Raw genomic sequence first — 15,768 nt, forward strand, 5'->3', positions numbered from 1 at the left:
GGCGTCATTAGTGGCTCAATTTAGCGTCATTGCCTCGGAAGGCCTTCGCATTTCATGTCATCGACTTCGTTCCGCCAGTCTCTGCGTCGCCTTTGGGCGCTGGATAAGTTCAGCTACAGCGTGCGGGTATTCATTGCCCTGACCGGCACCATGGCGCTGTGTTGGTATCAGGATGAAATGGGCCTTCTGATCCCGTTGTTCCTGGGGATCATCGCCAGTGCCCTGGCCGAGACCGACGACAGCTGGCAGGGCCGTCTCAACGCACTGGCGGTGACGCTGGTGTGTTTCGCGGTCGCCGCCCTCTCCGTCGAACTGCTCTTCCCCTACCCCCCGCTGTTTATCATCGCCTTCGCCCTGGCCGCGTTCTGCCTGACCATGCTCGGCGCCCTCGGCGAGCGCTATGGCGCGATTGCCTCGGCGACGTTGATCCTTTCGGTCTACACCATGATCGGCGTGGACCAGCGTGGCGGTGCGGTCACCGACGTCTGGCACGAGCCGATGCTGCTGGTGGCCGGTGCTGCCTGGTACGGCTTGCTGTCGGTGTTGTGGCAGGCGCTGTTTTCCAATCAGCCGGTGCAGCAGAGCCTGGCGCGGCTGTTTCGCGAGCTGGGCTTTTACCTGAAGCTCAAATCCTCGCTGTTCGAGCCGATCCGGCAGATGGACGTGGAGGCGCGGCGCCTGGAGTTGGCCCAACAGAACGGCCGGGTGGTGGCGGCACTGAACGCCGCCAAGGAGATCATCCTGCACCGGGTCGGCAACGGGCGCCCGGGGTCGAAAGTCAGCCGCTACCTCAAACTGTACTTCCTCGCCCAGGACATCCACGAGCGTGCCAGTTCGTCGCACTACCCGTACAACGCCCTGGCCGACGCCTTCTTCCACAGCGACGTGCTGTTCCGCTGCCAGCGCCTGTTGCGCCAGCAAGGCAAGGCCTGCCGGGCCTTGGCCGAATCGATCCAGATGCGCCAGCCGTTCACCTATGACGCCAGCTTCGCCGAGGCCCTGAGCGACCTGGATGCCTCTCTCGAACACCTGCGCATCCAGAGCAACCCGGCCTGGCGCGGCTTGCTGCGTTCACTGCGGGCACTGGCGGCCAACCTCGGCACCCTCGACCGCCTGCTCAGCGATGCCAGTAACCCCGACGCCCTGGCCGACGCCACCGACAGCAGCCTGCTCGACCGTTCGCCGCGCAGCCTCAAGGACGTGTGGCTTCGCTTGCGCACGCAGCTGACGCCGACCTCGCTGCTGTTCCGCCATGCCCTGCGATTGCCCCTGGCCTTGAGCATCGGCTACGCCATGGTGCATTTGATTCACCCGTCCCAAGGCTACTGGATCATCCTCACTACGCTGTTCGTCTGCCAACCGAACTACGGCGCCACTCGCCGCAAACTCGGTCAACGGATCATCGGCACCGCCATTGGCCTGACACTGGCCTGGGCGCTGTTCGACCTGTTCCCGAACCCGCTGATCCAGTCATGCTTCGCCATCGCCGCCGGGGTGGTGTTCTTTACCAACCGCACCACCCGCTACACCCTGGCGACGGCGGCAATCACCCTGATGGTGCTGTTCTGCTTCAACCAGGTAGGTGACGGTTATGGACTGTTCCTGCCACGGTTGTTCGATACCTTGCTCGGCAGCCTGATTGCCGGGCTGGCGGTGTTCCTGTTCCTGCCGGACTGGCAGGGCCGACGCCTGAACAAAGTGCTGGCCAACACCCTGGCCTGCAACAGCATTTATCTGCGCCAGATCATGCAGCAATACGCTGCGGGTAAAAGCGACGACCTGGCTTACCGCCTGGCCCGCCGCAACGCGCACAACGCCGACGCGGCACTGTCGACCACACTGGCCAACATGCTGATGGAGCCGGGACATTTCCGAAAGGAGGCGGATGTGGGCTTCCGCTTCCTGGTGCTGTCACACACGCTACTCAGTTACCTGTCGGGCCTGGGCGCGCACCGGGAAACCCAACTGCCGACGGCCGTGCGTGAACATTTGATCGAAGGGGCCGGAGTGAAACTGGCCGCCAGCATCGACGAGATCGCCCAAGGGCTGGCGAGCAAGTCTTCGATTGAAATTCAGAGCGATGAAGAAGAAGCACTGGCCAATGAACTGGAACAGATGCCTGATGAAATCGATGAGGGGCAGCGGTTGGTGCAGACGCAACTGGCGCTGATCTGCCGGCAGTTGGGGCCGCTGAGGACGTTGGCGGCACATCTGATCAAGGACACCAGTGAGGATTGAGATCTGTGGTGTCTGGGCGGGCCTCATCGCGAGCAAGCTCGCTCCCACAGGGGGCTCTGGTGTTCACAAAACTTGTGTCGACTGAAGATCTACTGTGGGAGCGAGCTTGCTCGCGATGAGGCCATCAGCAACAACACAGAAACTGGCTCAACCCACTCACATCCCATGCCGTTTCATCAACTTGTCATAACTCCCGTCTGCCTTCATGGCCGCGATCTCGCGGTCGAAACCGGCGACGATCCGTGCATGCTCGGGATTCTTCAGGCTGACGATGATATGCAGGCTGTTCTCGCTCAATGCCTTGGGCAGGAACTCCACGGCGTTCCGCACCTTGGGTGACTCACGGGCCAGGTAGTAGCGGGCGACGAATTCATCTTCCAGCGTCAGCTTGACCCGGTCCGCCGCGAGCATGCGCACCGCCATGGCGAAACTGTGCACAGGGACTTTCTGCAACGACTCGTCGTTGTCGAACGGGGGCGAATAGGCGTATCCACGCACCACGGCAATCGGATAGGTGTGCAATTGCTGCAGGTTATTGAATTCAATGGGCGCGTCCTTGCGCTTGAGAAAGCGCACGCGATTGAGCAGGTACTCGCCGGAGAACTGGCCAAGCCTGGTCCGCTCCTCCGAGTACCACGCGTTGACCAGCACGTCGTATCGGCCCTCGCCCAATCCCATCAAGGCCCGTGCCCAGGGCACCTGTTCGAAATCACTGGCGTAGCCAGCCCTGGCGAGCGCGGTACTGACAATATCCGTCGCCAGACCACCGTTGACGAGCGTGGAATCGGTAAAGGGGGGCCAGGCATCAGCGACCAGCCGCAGTTTTTCTGCCGCCGCTCCCTGAACCAGCAACAGCAATCCAATCAAGGCCAAAGCTCGATGCAATCGCGGCATGCCAGAAAATCCTTAGCGGGCGGCTTGCCCGACGTGTTTTCAGCCAAAACCCCAAGGCCCCTGTACCGGCAAGGCCCGGGTACTCAACATTCGCTCATCGAAGCCATAGCACAGCGCTTCGATCCAGATTACACAAAGAAGACATCCGCGCGAAAAATGAATGATGGCATTTTGGCCTTTGTCACAGATTCTTCCGCCATAAAGACTTCTGGCGTGAGTGCGCTTAGTATCGGAACGACGTTTTCAGGGAATCAAAACATGACAGTCGACTGGATCTGCAAACACCACAGCGACCTGGGCAAGGAGCAGCTGTACGCCATTTTGCAGCTGCGTGCAGAAGTGTTCGTCGTAGAACAGAAATGCGTTTACCAGGATATCGATGGCCAGGATCTGGAAGGTGACACCCTCCACGTGATGGCCTGGGACGGTAACCGGCTGGTGGCCTACTTGCGCCTGCTTGACCCGCAATCACAGGGCGGCGATGTGGTGATCGGGCGGGTGATCATTGCACCCCAGGCACGCGGTGCCGGGCTGGGGCATGAGCTGATGGAACAGGCACTCAAACAGATCGAAAAATACTGGCCCGGTCTGCCGGTCTACCTCTCGGCCCAGGCGCATTTGCAGGGGTATTACGGGCGGTACGGGTTTGTCGTGGCGGGTGAGGAATATGTCGAGGATGGCATTCCACACATTGGCATGCGTCGCCCTTAAGGACCTCTTCGCGAGCAAGCCCGCTCCCACATTTGAGATCTATCGCACACGAAACCTGTGTTCACTGCTGATCTAATGTGGGAGCGGGCTTGCTCGCGAAGGCGTCGGTTAAATCACTGAAAGATTTCAGGGATACTCCAGCACCGCCTTGATCTGCCGCAGATTGCGCTCGATCCACCCGCGATCGATCGCACCCCACTCGCGAATCCGATAGCGCCCTGCATGGTTGCGCGCGCCCTCTTCCTGCTCGAACTCACAAATGATATCCAGATCCGCCAACGCCGCGATGGTGTCCTGTGCCGTGCGCCGGGGCATACCGGTGACTTCGGTCAGCGCCGGGACGCTGCTGGCCAGCCCGCTGTCGATCAAGTACGCCACGTACAACCGGCGATAGAAGCTGCTCTTGGTCTTGCTCACGTCCATCCAATGCTCCTTAAAAGGTCGCAGCCTGCGGCAGCTCCTACAGATCCCGCCACGTCAGGTACACCCGCACATCAAATTCCACCTGGTGATAACCCGGCAGCATGTGTTCGCACAGTTTGTAGAATGCCTTGTTGTGGTCCGATTCCTTGAAGTGCGCCAGCTCATGCACCACGATCATTTTCAGGAACTCGCAAGGCGCTTCCTTGAACAGCGAAGCGATGCGGATTTCCTTCTTGGCCTTGAGCTTGCCACCCTGCACCCGTGAAATCGTGGTGTGCAGGCCAAGGGCACGGTGGGTCAGGTCCAGACGGTTGTCGAACAGCACCTTGTCGATGGCCGGAGCGTTACGCAAGTACTCCTGCTTGAGGTCCAGAGCATAGGTGTACAGCGCCTTGTCGCTCTGCACCCCGTGCTTTTGCGGGTAACGCTGGTTCAGGTAATCGCCCAGCCGACCGTCGGCGATCAGCTGGCGCACCTGATCCTGCAAGGTGGCGGGATAGGCCTGGAGATATTTCAACACGGTCATCGGGGCGGCAATACAGGTCACTAAAAGGTCGCCAGTGTAGCGAATTCAGCGGGGCAGCGCGCTCCAGTCGAACGGCTGGACAAAGACCCCGGCGTCTTCGGCCATCATGGGCCGGGCTACCAGAAAACCTTGCACATATTCACAGCTGTTGGCTTGCAGCCATTCATACTGAGCGACGGTTTCCACCCCTTCGGCAATCACCAACATCCCGAACTGCTTGCACAGGTCGATCACACTGCGCACCAGCGCCGCATCCCTTGCCGAATCCGGCAACCGGGCGATCAAATGGCGGTCGATCTTCAGAGTATCCAGCGCCAGGTCGCGCAAGTGCGTCAGGGAGCAGAGTCCGGCCCCGAAGTCATCCAATGCCACTCGTACGCCCAGGTTGTGCAGCAGGCGCAACTGCTTGCGGGTTTCTTCGGGGTTGTGCATCAAGGCCTCTTCCGTGACCTCGACTTCCAGGTGACGCGGTTGCAGGCCATGACGCTCCAGCACCTGGCGCAACTCGGTGACCAGGTTGGGCATGCCGAACTGCGTACTGCTCAAGCTGACGCCGAGCACCAGGTCCTCGGCAAACAGGGACTCCCAGGCTTTGCGTTGCCCGGCGCCGCGATGGTAAATCCAGCTGCCCAGGCGACTGATCAGTCGCGCCTCCTCCAGCAATGGCAAAAACAGCCCCGGGGGGACATCGCCAACGCTCGGATGCTGCCAGCGCAACAAGGCCTCGAAGCCACGAATCCGCCCGTCGGCAATCGCAACCTGAGGCTGATACACCAGATTGAAATCCCGGTTCTCGATGGCCGTGCGCACACTTTCTTCCAGCATCAGCCGCGTGCGCGCCCGGCCGTTCATTTCATGATCGTAGAAGCGATATTGCTGGCGGCCGGCACGCTTGGCCTCGTACATGGCAATGTCGGCCGCCCGCATCATCCCGTCGAGATTGGCGCCACAATCAGGGAACGTGGCAATGCCGATGCTGGCACCCAGAGCGATATCGAGGCCGTCGATCTGCTGACAGATCGACACTCGCTCGATGAGCTTCTCGGCAATCTTCGCCGCCTGCTCGGGGAACTCCAGATCCAGCAGCGCGGTGAATTCGTCGCCGCCCATTCGCGCTAGAGTGTCGAAGGGCCGCAGGCAAGCCTTCAACTGTTCGGAGACCCAGCGCAGCACCCGATCGCCGGCATCGTGCCCGAGCGAATCATTGACTCGCTTGAAGCCGTCGAGGTCCAGATACATCAAAACCCAGGAGCTGTCGGAACGCTCACCGCGCAACAGCAGGTTCTCTACGGTCTGGTAGAAACCCCGGCGGTTGAGCAATCCGCTCAGCGGATCGGTGACCGCCTGAAACTCCAGTTGCTGATGCAGATGGCGCACCACCGACATGTCCAGCACGGTCACGACCATCGCATGTTGCTCGGCGGGCAATGGCGCGCAGGACAAGGCCACCGGCACTTGCTGCCCGGGCGCCGTACGTAGCAGGGCATCGTGCAGGCGCAGGGTTTCGCCGCGTTTGTATCCGGCCAGCAACTCGGAATCGGCCCAGATCGGGATATGCGGTTTTTGCAGGTAGTCCAGAAACTCCTTGCCTTGCAGTTCCTGCACCGTGGCATTGAGCAACCGTGACATCGCCGGATTGGCAAAACGAATCAGACCGTCCTCACCCAACACCAGAATGCCTTCGGCTGCGTTTTCCAGCACCGACGCATTAAAGGCACGAGCCGCTTCCAGATCATGACTCAGTCGCTGCAAGGCCCGGCGGTTACGCTGGTGCTCGAGCAACGCCTGGACCTTGGGCGTAAAGACCTGTGGGTCGAACGGCTTGAACAGATAATCCACCGCACCACTGGCATAGCCCTTGATCACGGCATCCTGGGACTGTTCGTTGGCGGTCAGGAAAATGATCGGCGTCAGACGGGTCCGCTGGCTACCGCGCATCAGGCGCGCCACTTCATACCCGTCCATGTCCGGCATCTGCACGTCCAGCAGCACCAGGTCGATATCGTGCTCAAGTAACAAGCCGAGGGCCTCGAAACCCGAGGTGGCAGTAATGACCCGCCAGCCCTGGCGCTGTAACAACGCGCGCATGCTGATCAGGTTTTCGGGGTAATCGTCGACGACTAAAAGGGTTGAGCCGCCTTCTACTGGCGTGGGTTGCGCGCATTCCATGCTGCTTCTCTAATTGCGGGGTGTCAGGCCGGTTTCTCGTGAAAACCGGACACATACTGCGCCTTCACTCTAGACCCGGTTCTGCAAAAGCAGAAGGTGTCAGTAAGCCATCATTTAATCATAGTGTCTTTTTACCGACTAACGGTCGATGGTTCAGGCGATGGAAACCGGGAAAGATGTCGCTTCGACAGGATGTTGACGTCAGCCACCCGTCAGACGGGCATTAACAAAATCTCCCGCTACGCTTATAAAGGCCGCCCCCGAAGGTGCGGGCTAGAGCTTCTGGCACGTCCGTGCAGCATGAATCAAGTGGAAGAACCGACATGATCGATCTTGCAACCTGGAACCTCAGCGTCCCCGTTGGCAGCCCGCCGTACACCGTCGAAACCGCCAAACTGGTGGACGGTTTCAAGGATCAATACTTCCATTCCGACACCGGCACACTGTTTTTCTGGTCGCCCGTGACCGGCTCCCGTACCGAAAACGCAATTTACCCACGTACCGAATTGCGTGAAACCTACAGCAACGGCACGTTGAAAAACTGGTATTACCCGGAAGCCGACAATTTGTTGTATGCCACTCTGGCAGTGAACCAGGTGCCGAGTTCCGGGAAAATCGTCATCGGCCAGATCCATGCCTATCAAAGCCAGAAACCTCTGGTGAAGGTTGAATACCAATACAAGACCAGCACAGGCACCGGCAATATCGTCGCCAAGGTCCGGATGCATCCCGATGACGATACAGGCCGGGTGATCATCGTTGCGACGGGGGTGAAACTCGACCAGGAGTTCAACTACCTCATTCACCTCAGCCCCGGTGGCGCCTTGGGCATCAGCGCGGCAGGTTATCAATGGGATACGCAAATCAGCACAACCTGGCGTGACAAACCGCTGTATTTCAAGGCCGGGGTCTATGTACAGGACAACACCGGGTACACCACTGAAGGCGGCAAAGTGACCTTCAGCAAGCTGGATATCGATCACAACAATTGATATCGAGGCACTGTTGATCTGGTGGGAGCGGGCTTGCTCGCGAAGGCGTAGTGTCAGACGAAATTAATGTTGAATGACACACCGCTTTCGCGAGCAAGCCCGCTCCCACACTGACCGCGTCGATCCTGGATCATCGCCCATAAAAAACCCGCCTGTCTCGGCGGGTTTTTTATGGGGCTCAAACGCGAAAGGCTTAGTTGACCTTGGCGTTCAACTCACCTTTCAGGTAACGCTGATACATGCCTTCCAGCGAGATCGCCTTGATTTTCGAAGCGTTGCCGGCAGTACCGAAGGCTTCGTAGCGAGCGATACACACGTCGCGCATGGCGGTGACGGTGGCGCCGAAGAATTTACGTGGGTCGAACTCGCTCGGGTTGGTGGCCATCAGGCGACGCATTGCGCCAGTGGACGCCAGGCGCAGGTCGGTGTCGATGTTGACTTTGCGCACGCCGTGCTTGATGCCTTCGACGATTTCTTCAACCGGTACGCCGTAGGTTTCCTTGATGTCGCCGCCGTACTGGTTGATGATCGCCAGCCACTCTTGCGGAACCGAAGACGAACCGTGCATCACCAGGTGAGTGTTCGGAATGCGCTTGTGGATTTCTTTGATACGGTCGATGGCCAGCACGTCGCCGGTAGGCGGCTTGGTGAACTTGTAGGCGCCGTGGCTGGTGCCGATGGCGATGGCCAGGGCATCCACCTGAGTGCGTTTTACGAAGTCAGCGGCTTCTTCCGGGTCGGTCAGCATCTGGCTGTGATCCAGGACGCCTTCGGCGCCGATGCCGTCTTCTTCACCGGCCATGCCGGTTTCCAGCGAACCCAGGCAGCCCAGCTCGCCTTCTACCGAAACGCCACAGGCGTGAGCCATGGCTACGGTTTGTTGGGTCACACGGACGTTGTAGTCGTAGTCGGTCGGGGTCTTGCCGTCTTCACCCAGGGAGCCGTCCATCATCACCGAGCTGAAGCCCAGCTGGATGGAGCGCTGGCAGACGTCCGGGCTGGTGCCGTGGTCCTGGTGCATGCACACCGGGATGTGCGGGAATTCTTCGATGGCTGCCAGGATCAGGTGACGCAGGAACGGTGCACCGGCGTATTTGCGAGCACCGGCCGAAGCCTGGACGATCACCGGGGAGTCAGTCTTGTCAGCGGCTTCCATGATGGCGCGCATCTGCTCAAGGTTGTTGACGTTGAAGGCTGGAACGCCGTAGCCGAACTCGGCTGCGTGGTCCAGCATCTGGCGCATGCTGATAAGTGCCATTGTGTATATCTCTCCCGGTTGAGGGTCGTTAATCGTGCCAGCCTGCCGTAGCGGCGGCGGCTATTCAAGTTATTGCAGATCGGGGGTTGAGCCCGGGCTGCGAATTCGGTGTTGCATCAATCTCAATCACGACACAAAACAACTGTGGGAGCGGCGGTGCGACGTTTCGACTTGCTCGCGAATGCGATTTAACATTCAACATTTATGCAAGCTGATCTACCGCTTTCGCGAGCAAGCCCGCTCCCACATGGGGTCCGTGGTGTTTCAGTTATTGCGCCTTACAACCGCGGCCAATCAAATCATTGGTGGCGACCCAGTAAACCAGCCCTTCTTCACCTTTTATGTGAAACGCCAGCATGTCATTGCTGTACAGCGAACCCGATGCACCCGGCTCCTGTTTCAAGCGGTAGACCTGATCGGCACCGCCCAGGCGCACGTCGACTTCCCTAAGGCTTTCGTCGGTGTAGCGCCACAGCACTTTGGCCTGGCTGTCGCAGGTCCAGGTGGTCCAGTTATCCACAGGCGCGGACGACTGGAACGGGTTCAACTGAGCACAACCTGCCAACAGCGCCAGCGCCGTAACGGCGATAAAACCTTTCATCCATGTCCCTCGACCGACGGCGCATGCCATCAGCCCTGAGTAAAGAGTCAGACCCGTCAAGGGCAGCCATGTTCCTTGGCGGGTGCCCGGGTCTCGTATTTGTCCAGGCCCTCGGGCCCGGAGCGCTTGTTGAGCACCGGGTTGGTTTCCGCCTGCCAGTCGGCCTGATAACAGCCGTTGCGCGACGCAGGCGCCTCGGGTTCCGGCGTGGCTTTCGGGCTGCTCCCGCAAGCCGCCAGTGAACCCGCGACGATCAACAGCGCTAACGTCTTGACCATGTCAACACTCCCTTGCCTGGTCAAACGGGCGACCTTCAGGCCTTGGCCCGGCTTTCCAGGACTTCCACGGCTGGCAGGACCTTGCCTTCGACGAATTCGAGGAACGCACCGCCACCGGTAGAAATGTAGGAGATCTGCTCTGCCACGCCATACTTGTCGATGGCCGCCAGGGTGTCGCCACCGCCGGCAATGGAGAACGCCGCGCTGTCCGCGATGGCCTGGGCCAGCACCTTGGTGCCATTGCCGAACTGATCGAATTCGAACACGCCGACCGGACCGTTCCACAGGATAGTCTTGGACGACTTCAGCAGCTCGGCGAAATTCGCCGCGGTCTGCGGACCGATGTCCAGGATCATGTCGTCGGCAGCGACGTCAGCGATCAGCTTGACGGTCGCAGCGGCGCTTTCCGCGAATTCCTTGGCAACCACTACGTCCACTGGCAGCGGTACGCTGACCTTGGCGGCGATGGCGCGAGCGGTGTCCAGCAGGTCCGGCTCGTACAGGGATTTACCGACCGGGTGACCGGCAGCGGCCAGGAAGGTGTTGGCGATGCCGCCACCGACGATCAACTGGTTGCAGATCTGGCTCAGGCTGTTCAGCACGTCGAGTTTGGTCGACACCTTGGAGCCGGCAACAATAGCCGCCATCGGCTGGGCCGGGGCACCCAGGGCTTTGCCCAGTGCGTCCAGTTCAGCGGCCAGCAGCGGGCCAGCAGCAGCGACTTTGGCGAACTTGGCCACGCCGTGGGTCGAACCCTCGGCACGGTGAGCAGTGCCGAAGGCGTCCATCACGAACACGTCGCACAGGGCGGCGTATTGCTGGGCCAGTTCGTCAGCGTTCTTTTTCTCGCCTTTGTTGAAGCGCACGTTTTCGAACAGCACGATGTCGCCCGCTTTCACGTCAACACCGCCCAGGTAATCGGCCACCAGCGGCACTTCACGACCCAGAGCACGGCTCAGGTAGTCGGCGACTGGCTTGAGGCTGTTCTCGGCCGAGAACTCGCCTTCGGTCGGACGGCCAAGGTGCGAGCAGACCATCACGGCCGCGCCTTTTTCCAGGGCCAGCTTGATGGTCGGCAGCGAGGCCAGGATACGCGCATCGCTGGTGACAACACCGTCCTTGACTGGAACGTTGAGGTCTTCGCGGATCAATACGCGCTTACCTTGCAGATCGAGGTCGGACATCTTCAACACGGTCATGGGTCGCACTTCCTACGGTTTTTTTGAAGTTGCTGTTTGCAGATAGTGTTCTGCAACGTCCAGCATTCGGTTGGCAAAACCCCATTCATTGTCGAACCAGGCCAGGATGTTCACCAGCCGAGGGCCGGAAACGCGGGTCTGACTGGCATCGACGATCGCCGAATGTGGGTCATGGTTGAAATCACAGCTTGCGTGGGGTAGCTCGGTGTAGGCCAGCAGGCCTTTGAGCGGGCCGCTGGTGGCGGCTTCGCGCAGGATCCGGTTTACCTCGGTGGCGTCGGTCGCGGTGGCGGTCTGCATCGTGATATCGAGGCAGGACACGTTGACCGTCGGCACCCGCACGGCTTTGGCCTGAATTCGTCCGGCAAGTTCCGGCAGCAGGCGTTCGATACCTCGCGCCAGACCGGTGGACACCGGAATCACCGACTGGAACGCCGAACGGGTACGGCGCAGGTCTTCGTGGTGATAGGCATCGATGACCGGCTGATCGTTCATCGCCGAGTGAATGGTGGTGATCGACACGTAGTCCAGGCCAATGGCCTGATTCAGCAGGCGCAACAGCGGCACGCCGCAGTTGGTGGTGCAGGACGCGTTGGACACCAGCAATTCGTCGCCGGTCAGGCAGTCCTGGTTCACGCCGTAGACGATGGTCGCGTCAACGTCCGTCTCGCTGGCCATCGGCTGGGAAAACAACACACGCGGGGCGCCGGCGTCGAGGAAACGCTGGCCGTCTTCGCGAGTGTGATAAGCGCCGGAGCACTCCAGCACCAGATCGACGCCCAGGGACGCCCAATCGATGCCTTCGGGGGTGGCACTGCGCAGGACCTTCACGCAGTCGCCATTAATATGCAGACAATCGCCCTCGACCTTCACTTCGCCGGGGAACCGGCCATGGGTGGAGTCAAAGCGTGTCAGGTATTCGATACTGGCCATGTCCGCCAGATCGTTGATCGCGACAATCTCGAACCCGGCCTTTTCGCCTCGCTCGAACAACGCACGCAAGACGCAACGACCAATCCGGCCGTAGCCGTTGAGTGCAACTTTGTAGGGACGCGGTTGAGGCATGGGATTCTCGATTACCGTGGTGAATCTGTCATCGCAGCGTTGACCGAACCACCGTCTTCGCGAGCAAGCCCGCTCCCACAGGGAAATGCATTCCAATGTGGGAGCGGGCTTGCTCGCGAAGGCGGCAGTCCGGATGACGCAACTTCTGGATCAGTCTTCCAGCAGCTCTTCAGCCTGACCCAGGATGTTTTCCAGGGTGAAGCCGAACTCTTCGAACAAGGCCGGCGCAGGCGCCGACTCGCCGTAGGTGGTCATGCCGATCACGCGGCCTTCCAGGCCCACGTACTTGTACCAGTAGTCCGCGTGGGAAGCTTCGATAGCGATACGGGCGCTGACCTGCAACGGCAGGACCGATTGCTTGTAGCCGGCGTCCTGGGCATCGAACACGCTGGTGCACGGCATGGAAACCACGCGCACCTTGCGGCCCTGCTCGGTCAGTTTGTCGAAGGCCTGAACGGCCAGGCCGACTTCCGAGCCGGTGGCGATCAGGATCAGCTCAGGCTCGCCCGCACAGTCCTTCAACACGTAACCGCCACGCGCGATCTCTTCGATCTGAATCGCATTGCGGGTTTGGTGCTGCAGGTTCTGACGCGAGAAGATCAGGGCCGAAGGACCGTCCTTGCGCTCCAATGCGCACTTCCAGCTCACCGCCGATTCAACGGCGTCGGCTGGGCGCCAGGTATCGAGGTTCGGCGTGCAGCGCAGGCTGGCCAGTTGCTCGATTGGCTGGTGAGTCGGGCCGTCTTCGCCCAGACCGATGGAGTCGTGGGTGTAGACGTGGATCACCCGCTGTTTCATCAGGGCCGACATGCGCACCGCGTTACGCGCGTATTCCATGAACATCAGGAAGGTCGCGCCGTATGGCACCAGGCCGCCGTGCAGCGCCACGCCGTTCATGATCGCCGTCATGCCGAATTCACGCACGCCGTAGTACATGTAGTTGCCGCTGGCATCTTCGGCGGTAACACCTTTGCAACCTTTCCACAGGGTCAGGTTGGAACCGGCCAGGTCAGCCGAACCGCCGAGGAACTCAGGCAGCAACGGGCCGAACGCATTCAGGGCGTTCTGGCTGGCTTTACGGCTGGCGATGGTTTCGCCCTTGGCCGCCACTTCGGCGATATAGGCCGAAGCTTTTTCGCTGAAGTCAGCTGGCAGGTCACCGCTCAGACGACGCACCAGTTCATTGGCTTCAGTCGGGAACGCGGCGGAGTAAGCAGAGAAACGCTGGTCCCACTCGGCTTCAACAGCGCGACCGGCTTCCTTGGCGTCCCACTCGGCATAGATATCGGCCGGGATTTCGAACGGGCCGTGATTCCATTTCAGCGCCGCACGGGTCAGGGCGATTTCCGCGTCACCCAGCGGGGCGCCATGGCAATCTTCCTTGCCTTGCTTGTTCGGAGAACCGAAACCGATGGTGGTCTTGCAGCAGATCAGGGTTGGCTGCTCGCTTTTACGTGCAGTGTCGATCGCCGTCTTGATCTCTTCCGGGTCGTGACCATCGACATTGCGGATCACTTGCCAGTTGTAGGACTCAAAACGCTTCGGGGTGTCGTCGGTGAACCAGCCTTCGACTTCGCCATCGATGGAGATGCCGTTGTCATCGTAGAAGGCGATCAGCTTGCCCAGGCCCAGGGTACCGGCCAGGGAAGCGACTTCGTGGGAAATGCCTTCCATCATGCAGCCATCACCCAGGAACACATAGGTGTGGTGATCGACGATGTTGTGGCCAGGACGGTTGAACTGCGCCGCCATGACTTTTTCAGCCAGGGCAAAACCCACGGCGTTGGCCAGGCCCTGGCCCAGTGGACCGGTGGTGGTTTCTACGCCCGGGGTGTAGCCGAGTTCCGGGTGGCCCGGGGTGCGGCTGTGCAGTTGACGGAACTGCTTGAGGTCATCGATCGACAGGTCGTAGCCGGTCAGGTGCAGCAGCGAGTAGATCAGCATCGAGCCGTGGCCGTTGGACAGCACGAAGCGGTCACGGTCGGCAAACGAAGGATTGCTCGGGTTGTGCTTGAGGTAGTCGCGCCAAAGCACTTCGGCGATATCTGCCATACCCATAGGGGCACCGGGATGGCCGCTGTTGGCTTTTTGCACGGCATCCATGCTGAGGGCACGAATGGCGTTGGCACGCTCACGACGGCTAGGCATCGCTGTTCTCCTGGGGGCTTGATTAAAACGAAACGGAAAAAAGGCGAGCATTTTCCCTCACCGGGCCGCCTCGGGGCAATGACAGATAGTCATCTGAAGGCGTTTTTCCAATGGATAACGACGTATTCGCCTGGTGAAACCTTTCCGCCGTCCGATTGTTGACAAAAGCTAACGTCGAGAAGTGCCATCTATCGAGCAATATCAAAACTTTTTGATATTGCTCTTGCGATACCTTCGACCCGTGACTAGACTGCCGGCCTTATGAATTTACGCGTGCCCTCCATTCAACATGACGATTGCGATGAGCTGGCGGCCTTGTGCAAGGCTGGCGGCGATCCCCTGCGGTTGAATGTCTTGCGCGCACTGGCCAATGACTCGTTCGGCGTACTGGAACTGGCGCAGATCTTCGGCATCGGCCAGTCAGGCATGAGCCACCACCTCAAGGTACTGGCACAGGCCGACCTGGTGGCAACGCGCCGCGAAGGCAACGCGATTTTCTACCGTCGCGCGCTGCCCCACACCGAACTGCTGGGCGGCAAACTGCACGCAGCATTGCTCGAAGAAGTGGACAACCTGACGCTGCCGACCGACGTACAGTCGCGCATCACCCAGGTCCATGGGCAACGTGCGGCGGCCAGCCAGGATTTTTTCTCAAGGGTTGCGGAGAAGTTTCGCGCCCAGCAAGACTTGATCGCCGGCCTGCCGCAATACCGCGAAAGCGTGGTGGCCCTGCTCGACAAGCTGAGCTTCGACAAAGACGCCACGGCCATTGAAGTCGGCCCCGGCGATGGCGCATTCCTGCCGGACCTGGCGCGCCGCTTCGCGCAAGTCACGGCGCTGGATAACAGCAGCGCGATGCTCGAACTGGCGCGCCAGGTCTGCGAACGCGACAAGCTGACTAACGTTAGCCTGCAACTGGCCGATGCTTTGAACGGCGTCAGCCTCAAGGCCGATTGCGTGGTACTGAACATGGTGCTGCACCATTTTGCCGCACCGGCCGATGCGCTCAAGCACATGGCCCATTTGCTGCAACCAGGCGGTAGCCTGTTAGTGACAGAGTTATGTAGCCACAACCAGAGTTGGGCCAAGGAGGCCTGCGGTGATCTCTGGCTGGGGTTTGAACAGGACGATCTGGCCCGTTGGGCCACCGCTGCGGGACTCGTTCCCGGGGAAAGCCTCTATGTAGGCTTACGTAATGGTTTCCAGATCCAGGTCCGCCATTTTCAGCGACCGGCTGGCGACACTCACCATCGGTAATTTCAGGAA

At 60.1% G+C, this 15,768-nt stretch carries 14 protein-coding genes; 4 read left to right on the forward strand and 10 right to left on the reverse strand.

From position 1 onward, the window contains the following. Positions 1-54 precede the first annotated feature (54 nt). Entirely contained in the window at positions 55-2,238 is a 2,184-nt protein-coding gene (gene yccS, locus KGB20_RS07605; RefSeq protein ID WP_154909908.1) for a YccS family putative transporter, read from the forward strand. Between the two features lie 156 nt (positions 2,239-2,394). Here the strand turns inward: yccS and KGB20_RS07610 are convergent, their stop codons facing one another. Continuing rightward, complete coding sequence (locus KGB20_RS07610; protein WP_150813777.1) at positions 2,395-3,132, reverse strand: substrate-binding periplasmic protein; 738 nt, start codon at positions 3,130-3,132, stop codon at positions 2,395-2,397. A gap of 258 nt (positions 3,133-3,390) precedes the next feature. Between KGB20_RS07610 and KGB20_RS07615 the strand changes: the two genes are divergently transcribed. Then, positions 3,391-3,843, forward strand: coding sequence for a GNAT family N-acetyltransferase (locus KGB20_RS07615; protein ID WP_057712970.1), 453 nt, complete (start codon positions 3,391-3,393; stop codon positions 3,841-3,843). 126 nt (positions 3,844-3,969) lie between these two features. Here the strand turns inward: KGB20_RS07615 and KGB20_RS07620 are convergent, their stop codons facing one another. From KGB20_RS07620 to KGB20_RS07630, 3 genes are read right to left on the reverse strand one after another with little or no spacing between them, the layout of a single operon-like run. Next, positions 3,970-4,266, reverse strand: a complete 297-nt coding sequence (locus KGB20_RS07620) for a helix-turn-helix domain-containing protein (RefSeq protein ID WP_090178776.1) — start codon at positions 4,264-4,266, stop codon at positions 3,970-3,972. Between the two features lie 37 nt (positions 4,267-4,303). Beyond that, complete coding sequence (locus KGB20_RS07625; RefSeq protein ID WP_057712969.1) at positions 4,304-4,792, reverse strand: YgjP-like metallopeptidase domain-containing protein; 489 nt, start codon at positions 4,790-4,792, stop codon at positions 4,304-4,306. Between the two features lie 45 nt (positions 4,793-4,837). Continuing rightward, the gene (locus tag KGB20_RS07630) at positions 4,838-6,961 is read right to left on the reverse strand and encodes a putative bifunctional diguanylate cyclase/phosphodiesterase (protein ID WP_154909909.1); all 2,124 of its coding nucleotides are present in this window, start codon (positions 6,959-6,961) and stop codon (positions 4,838-4,840) included. Between the two features lie 323 nt (positions 6,962-7,284). On the opposite strand from KGB20_RS07630, the gene KGB20_RS07635 reads away from it, so the two are divergent. Further along, positions 7,285-7,953, forward strand: a complete 669-nt coding sequence (locus KGB20_RS07635; protein ID WP_150813775.1) for a polysaccharide lyase family 7 protein — start codon at positions 7,285-7,287, stop codon at positions 7,951-7,953. 193 nt (positions 7,954-8,146) lie between these two features. Here KGB20_RS07635 and fba read toward each other — a convergent pair whose 3' ends face one another. From fba to tkt, 6 genes are all read right to left on the reverse strand, one after another. Beyond that, entirely contained in the window at positions 8,147-9,211 is a 1,065-nt protein-coding gene (gene fba / locus KGB20_RS07640) for a class II fructose-bisphosphate aldolase (RefSeq protein ID WP_007981624.1), read from the reverse strand. A 268-nt stretch (positions 9,212-9,479) separates the two neighbouring features. Beyond that, positions 9,480-9,812: an MliC family protein gene (locus tag KGB20_RS07645; RefSeq protein ID WP_154909910.1), complete on the reverse strand. Its 333-nt coding sequence runs from the start codon at positions 9,810-9,812 to the stop codon at positions 9,480-9,482. Between the two features lie 56 nt (positions 9,813-9,868). Further along, positions 9,869-10,090 (reverse strand): hypothetical protein, encoded by a 222-nt coding sequence (locus KGB20_RS07650; protein ID WP_150813772.1) that lies wholly within the window; start codon positions 10,088-10,090, stop codon positions 9,869-9,871. Between the two features lie 35 nt (positions 10,091-10,125). Next, positions 10,126-11,289: a phosphoglycerate kinase gene (locus KGB20_RS07655; protein ID WP_057712964.1), complete on the reverse strand. Its 1,164-nt coding sequence runs from the start codon at positions 11,287-11,289 to the stop codon at positions 10,126-10,128. A 12-nt stretch (positions 11,290-11,301) separates the two neighbouring features. Then, the gene (gene epd, locus KGB20_RS07660) at positions 11,302-12,354 is read right to left on the reverse strand and encodes an erythrose-4-phosphate dehydrogenase (RefSeq protein ID WP_057716543.1); all 1,053 of its coding nucleotides are present in this window, start codon (positions 12,352-12,354) and stop codon (positions 11,302-11,304) included. 150 nt (positions 12,355-12,504) lie between these two features. Then, positions 12,505-14,502: a transketolase gene (gene tkt, locus KGB20_RS07665; RefSeq protein WP_057712963.1), complete on the reverse strand. Its 1,998-nt coding sequence runs from the start codon at positions 14,500-14,502 to the stop codon at positions 12,505-12,507. 261 nt (positions 14,503-14,763) lie between these two features. Here tkt and KGB20_RS07670 point away from each other — a divergent pair, with 261 nt between their 5' ends. After that, the gene (locus KGB20_RS07670; RefSeq protein WP_057712962.1) at positions 14,764-15,759 is read left to right on the forward strand and encodes an ArsR/SmtB family transcription factor; all 996 of its coding nucleotides are present in this window, start codon (positions 14,764-14,766) and stop codon (positions 15,757-15,759) included. Positions 15,760-15,768: the final 9 nt, after the last annotated feature.

It is taken from the genome of Pseudomonas sp. BF-R-30 (genome assembly GCF_019956175.1).
Classification (GTDB): domain Bacteria; phylum Pseudomonadota; class Gammaproteobacteria; order Pseudomonadales; family Pseudomonadaceae; genus Aquipseudomonas; species Aquipseudomonas jessenii.

Excerpts from the sequence above, each read along its gene's own strand:
- yccS (WP_154909908.1), top strand. The coding sequence starts at position 55 with ATGTCATCGACTTCGTTCCGCCAGTCTCTGCGTCGCCTTTGGGCGCTG.
- KGB20_RS07620 (WP_090178776.1), bottom strand. The coding sequence starts at position 4,266 with ATGGACGTGAGCAAGACCAAGAGCAGCTTCTATCGCCGGTTGTACGTG.
- KGB20_RS07625 (WP_057712969.1), bottom strand. The coding sequence starts at position 4,792 with ATGACCGTGTTGAAATATCTCCAGGCCTATCCCGCCACCTTGCAGGAT.
- KGB20_RS07650 (WP_150813772.1), bottom strand. The coding sequence starts at position 10,090 with ATGGTCAAGACGTTAGCGCTGTTGATCGTCGCGGGTTCACTGGCGGCT.
- KGB20_RS07635 (WP_150813775.1), top strand. The coding sequence starts at position 7,285 with ATGATCGATCTTGCAACCTGGAACCTCAGCGTCCCCGTTGGCAGCCCG.
- KGB20_RS07645 (WP_154909910.1), bottom strand. The coding sequence starts at position 9,812 with ATGAAAGGTTTTATCGCCGTTACGGCGCTGGCGCTGTTGGCAGGTTGT.
- epd (WP_057716543.1), bottom strand. The coding sequence starts at position 12,354 with ATGCCTCAACCGCGTCCCTACAAAGTTGCACTCAACGGCTACGGCCGG.
- KGB20_RS07670 (WP_057712962.1), top strand. The coding sequence starts at position 14,764 with ATGAATTTACGCGTGCCCTCCATTCAACATGACGATTGCGATGAGCTG.
- KGB20_RS07610 (WP_150813777.1), bottom strand. The coding sequence starts at position 3,132 with ATGCCGCGATTGCATCGAGCTTTGGCCTTGATTGGATTGCTGTTGCTG.
- KGB20_RS07630 (WP_154909909.1), bottom strand. The coding sequence starts at position 6,961 with ATGGAATGCGCGCAACCCACGCCAGTAGAAGGCGGCTCAACCCTTTTA.
- tkt (WP_057712963.1), bottom strand. The coding sequence starts at position 14,502 with ATGCCTAGCCGTCGTGAGCGTGCCAACGCCATTCGTGCCCTCAGCATG.
- fba (WP_007981624.1), bottom strand. The coding sequence starts at position 9,211 with ATGGCACTTATCAGCATGCGCCAGATGCTGGACCACGCAGCCGAGTTC.
- KGB20_RS07655 (WP_057712964.1), bottom strand. The coding sequence starts at position 11,289 with ATGACCGTGTTGAAGATGTCCGACCTCGATCTGCAAGGTAAGCGCGTA.
- KGB20_RS07615 (WP_057712970.1), top strand. The coding sequence starts at position 3,391 with ATGACAGTCGACTGGATCTGCAAACACCACAGCGACCTGGGCAAGGAG.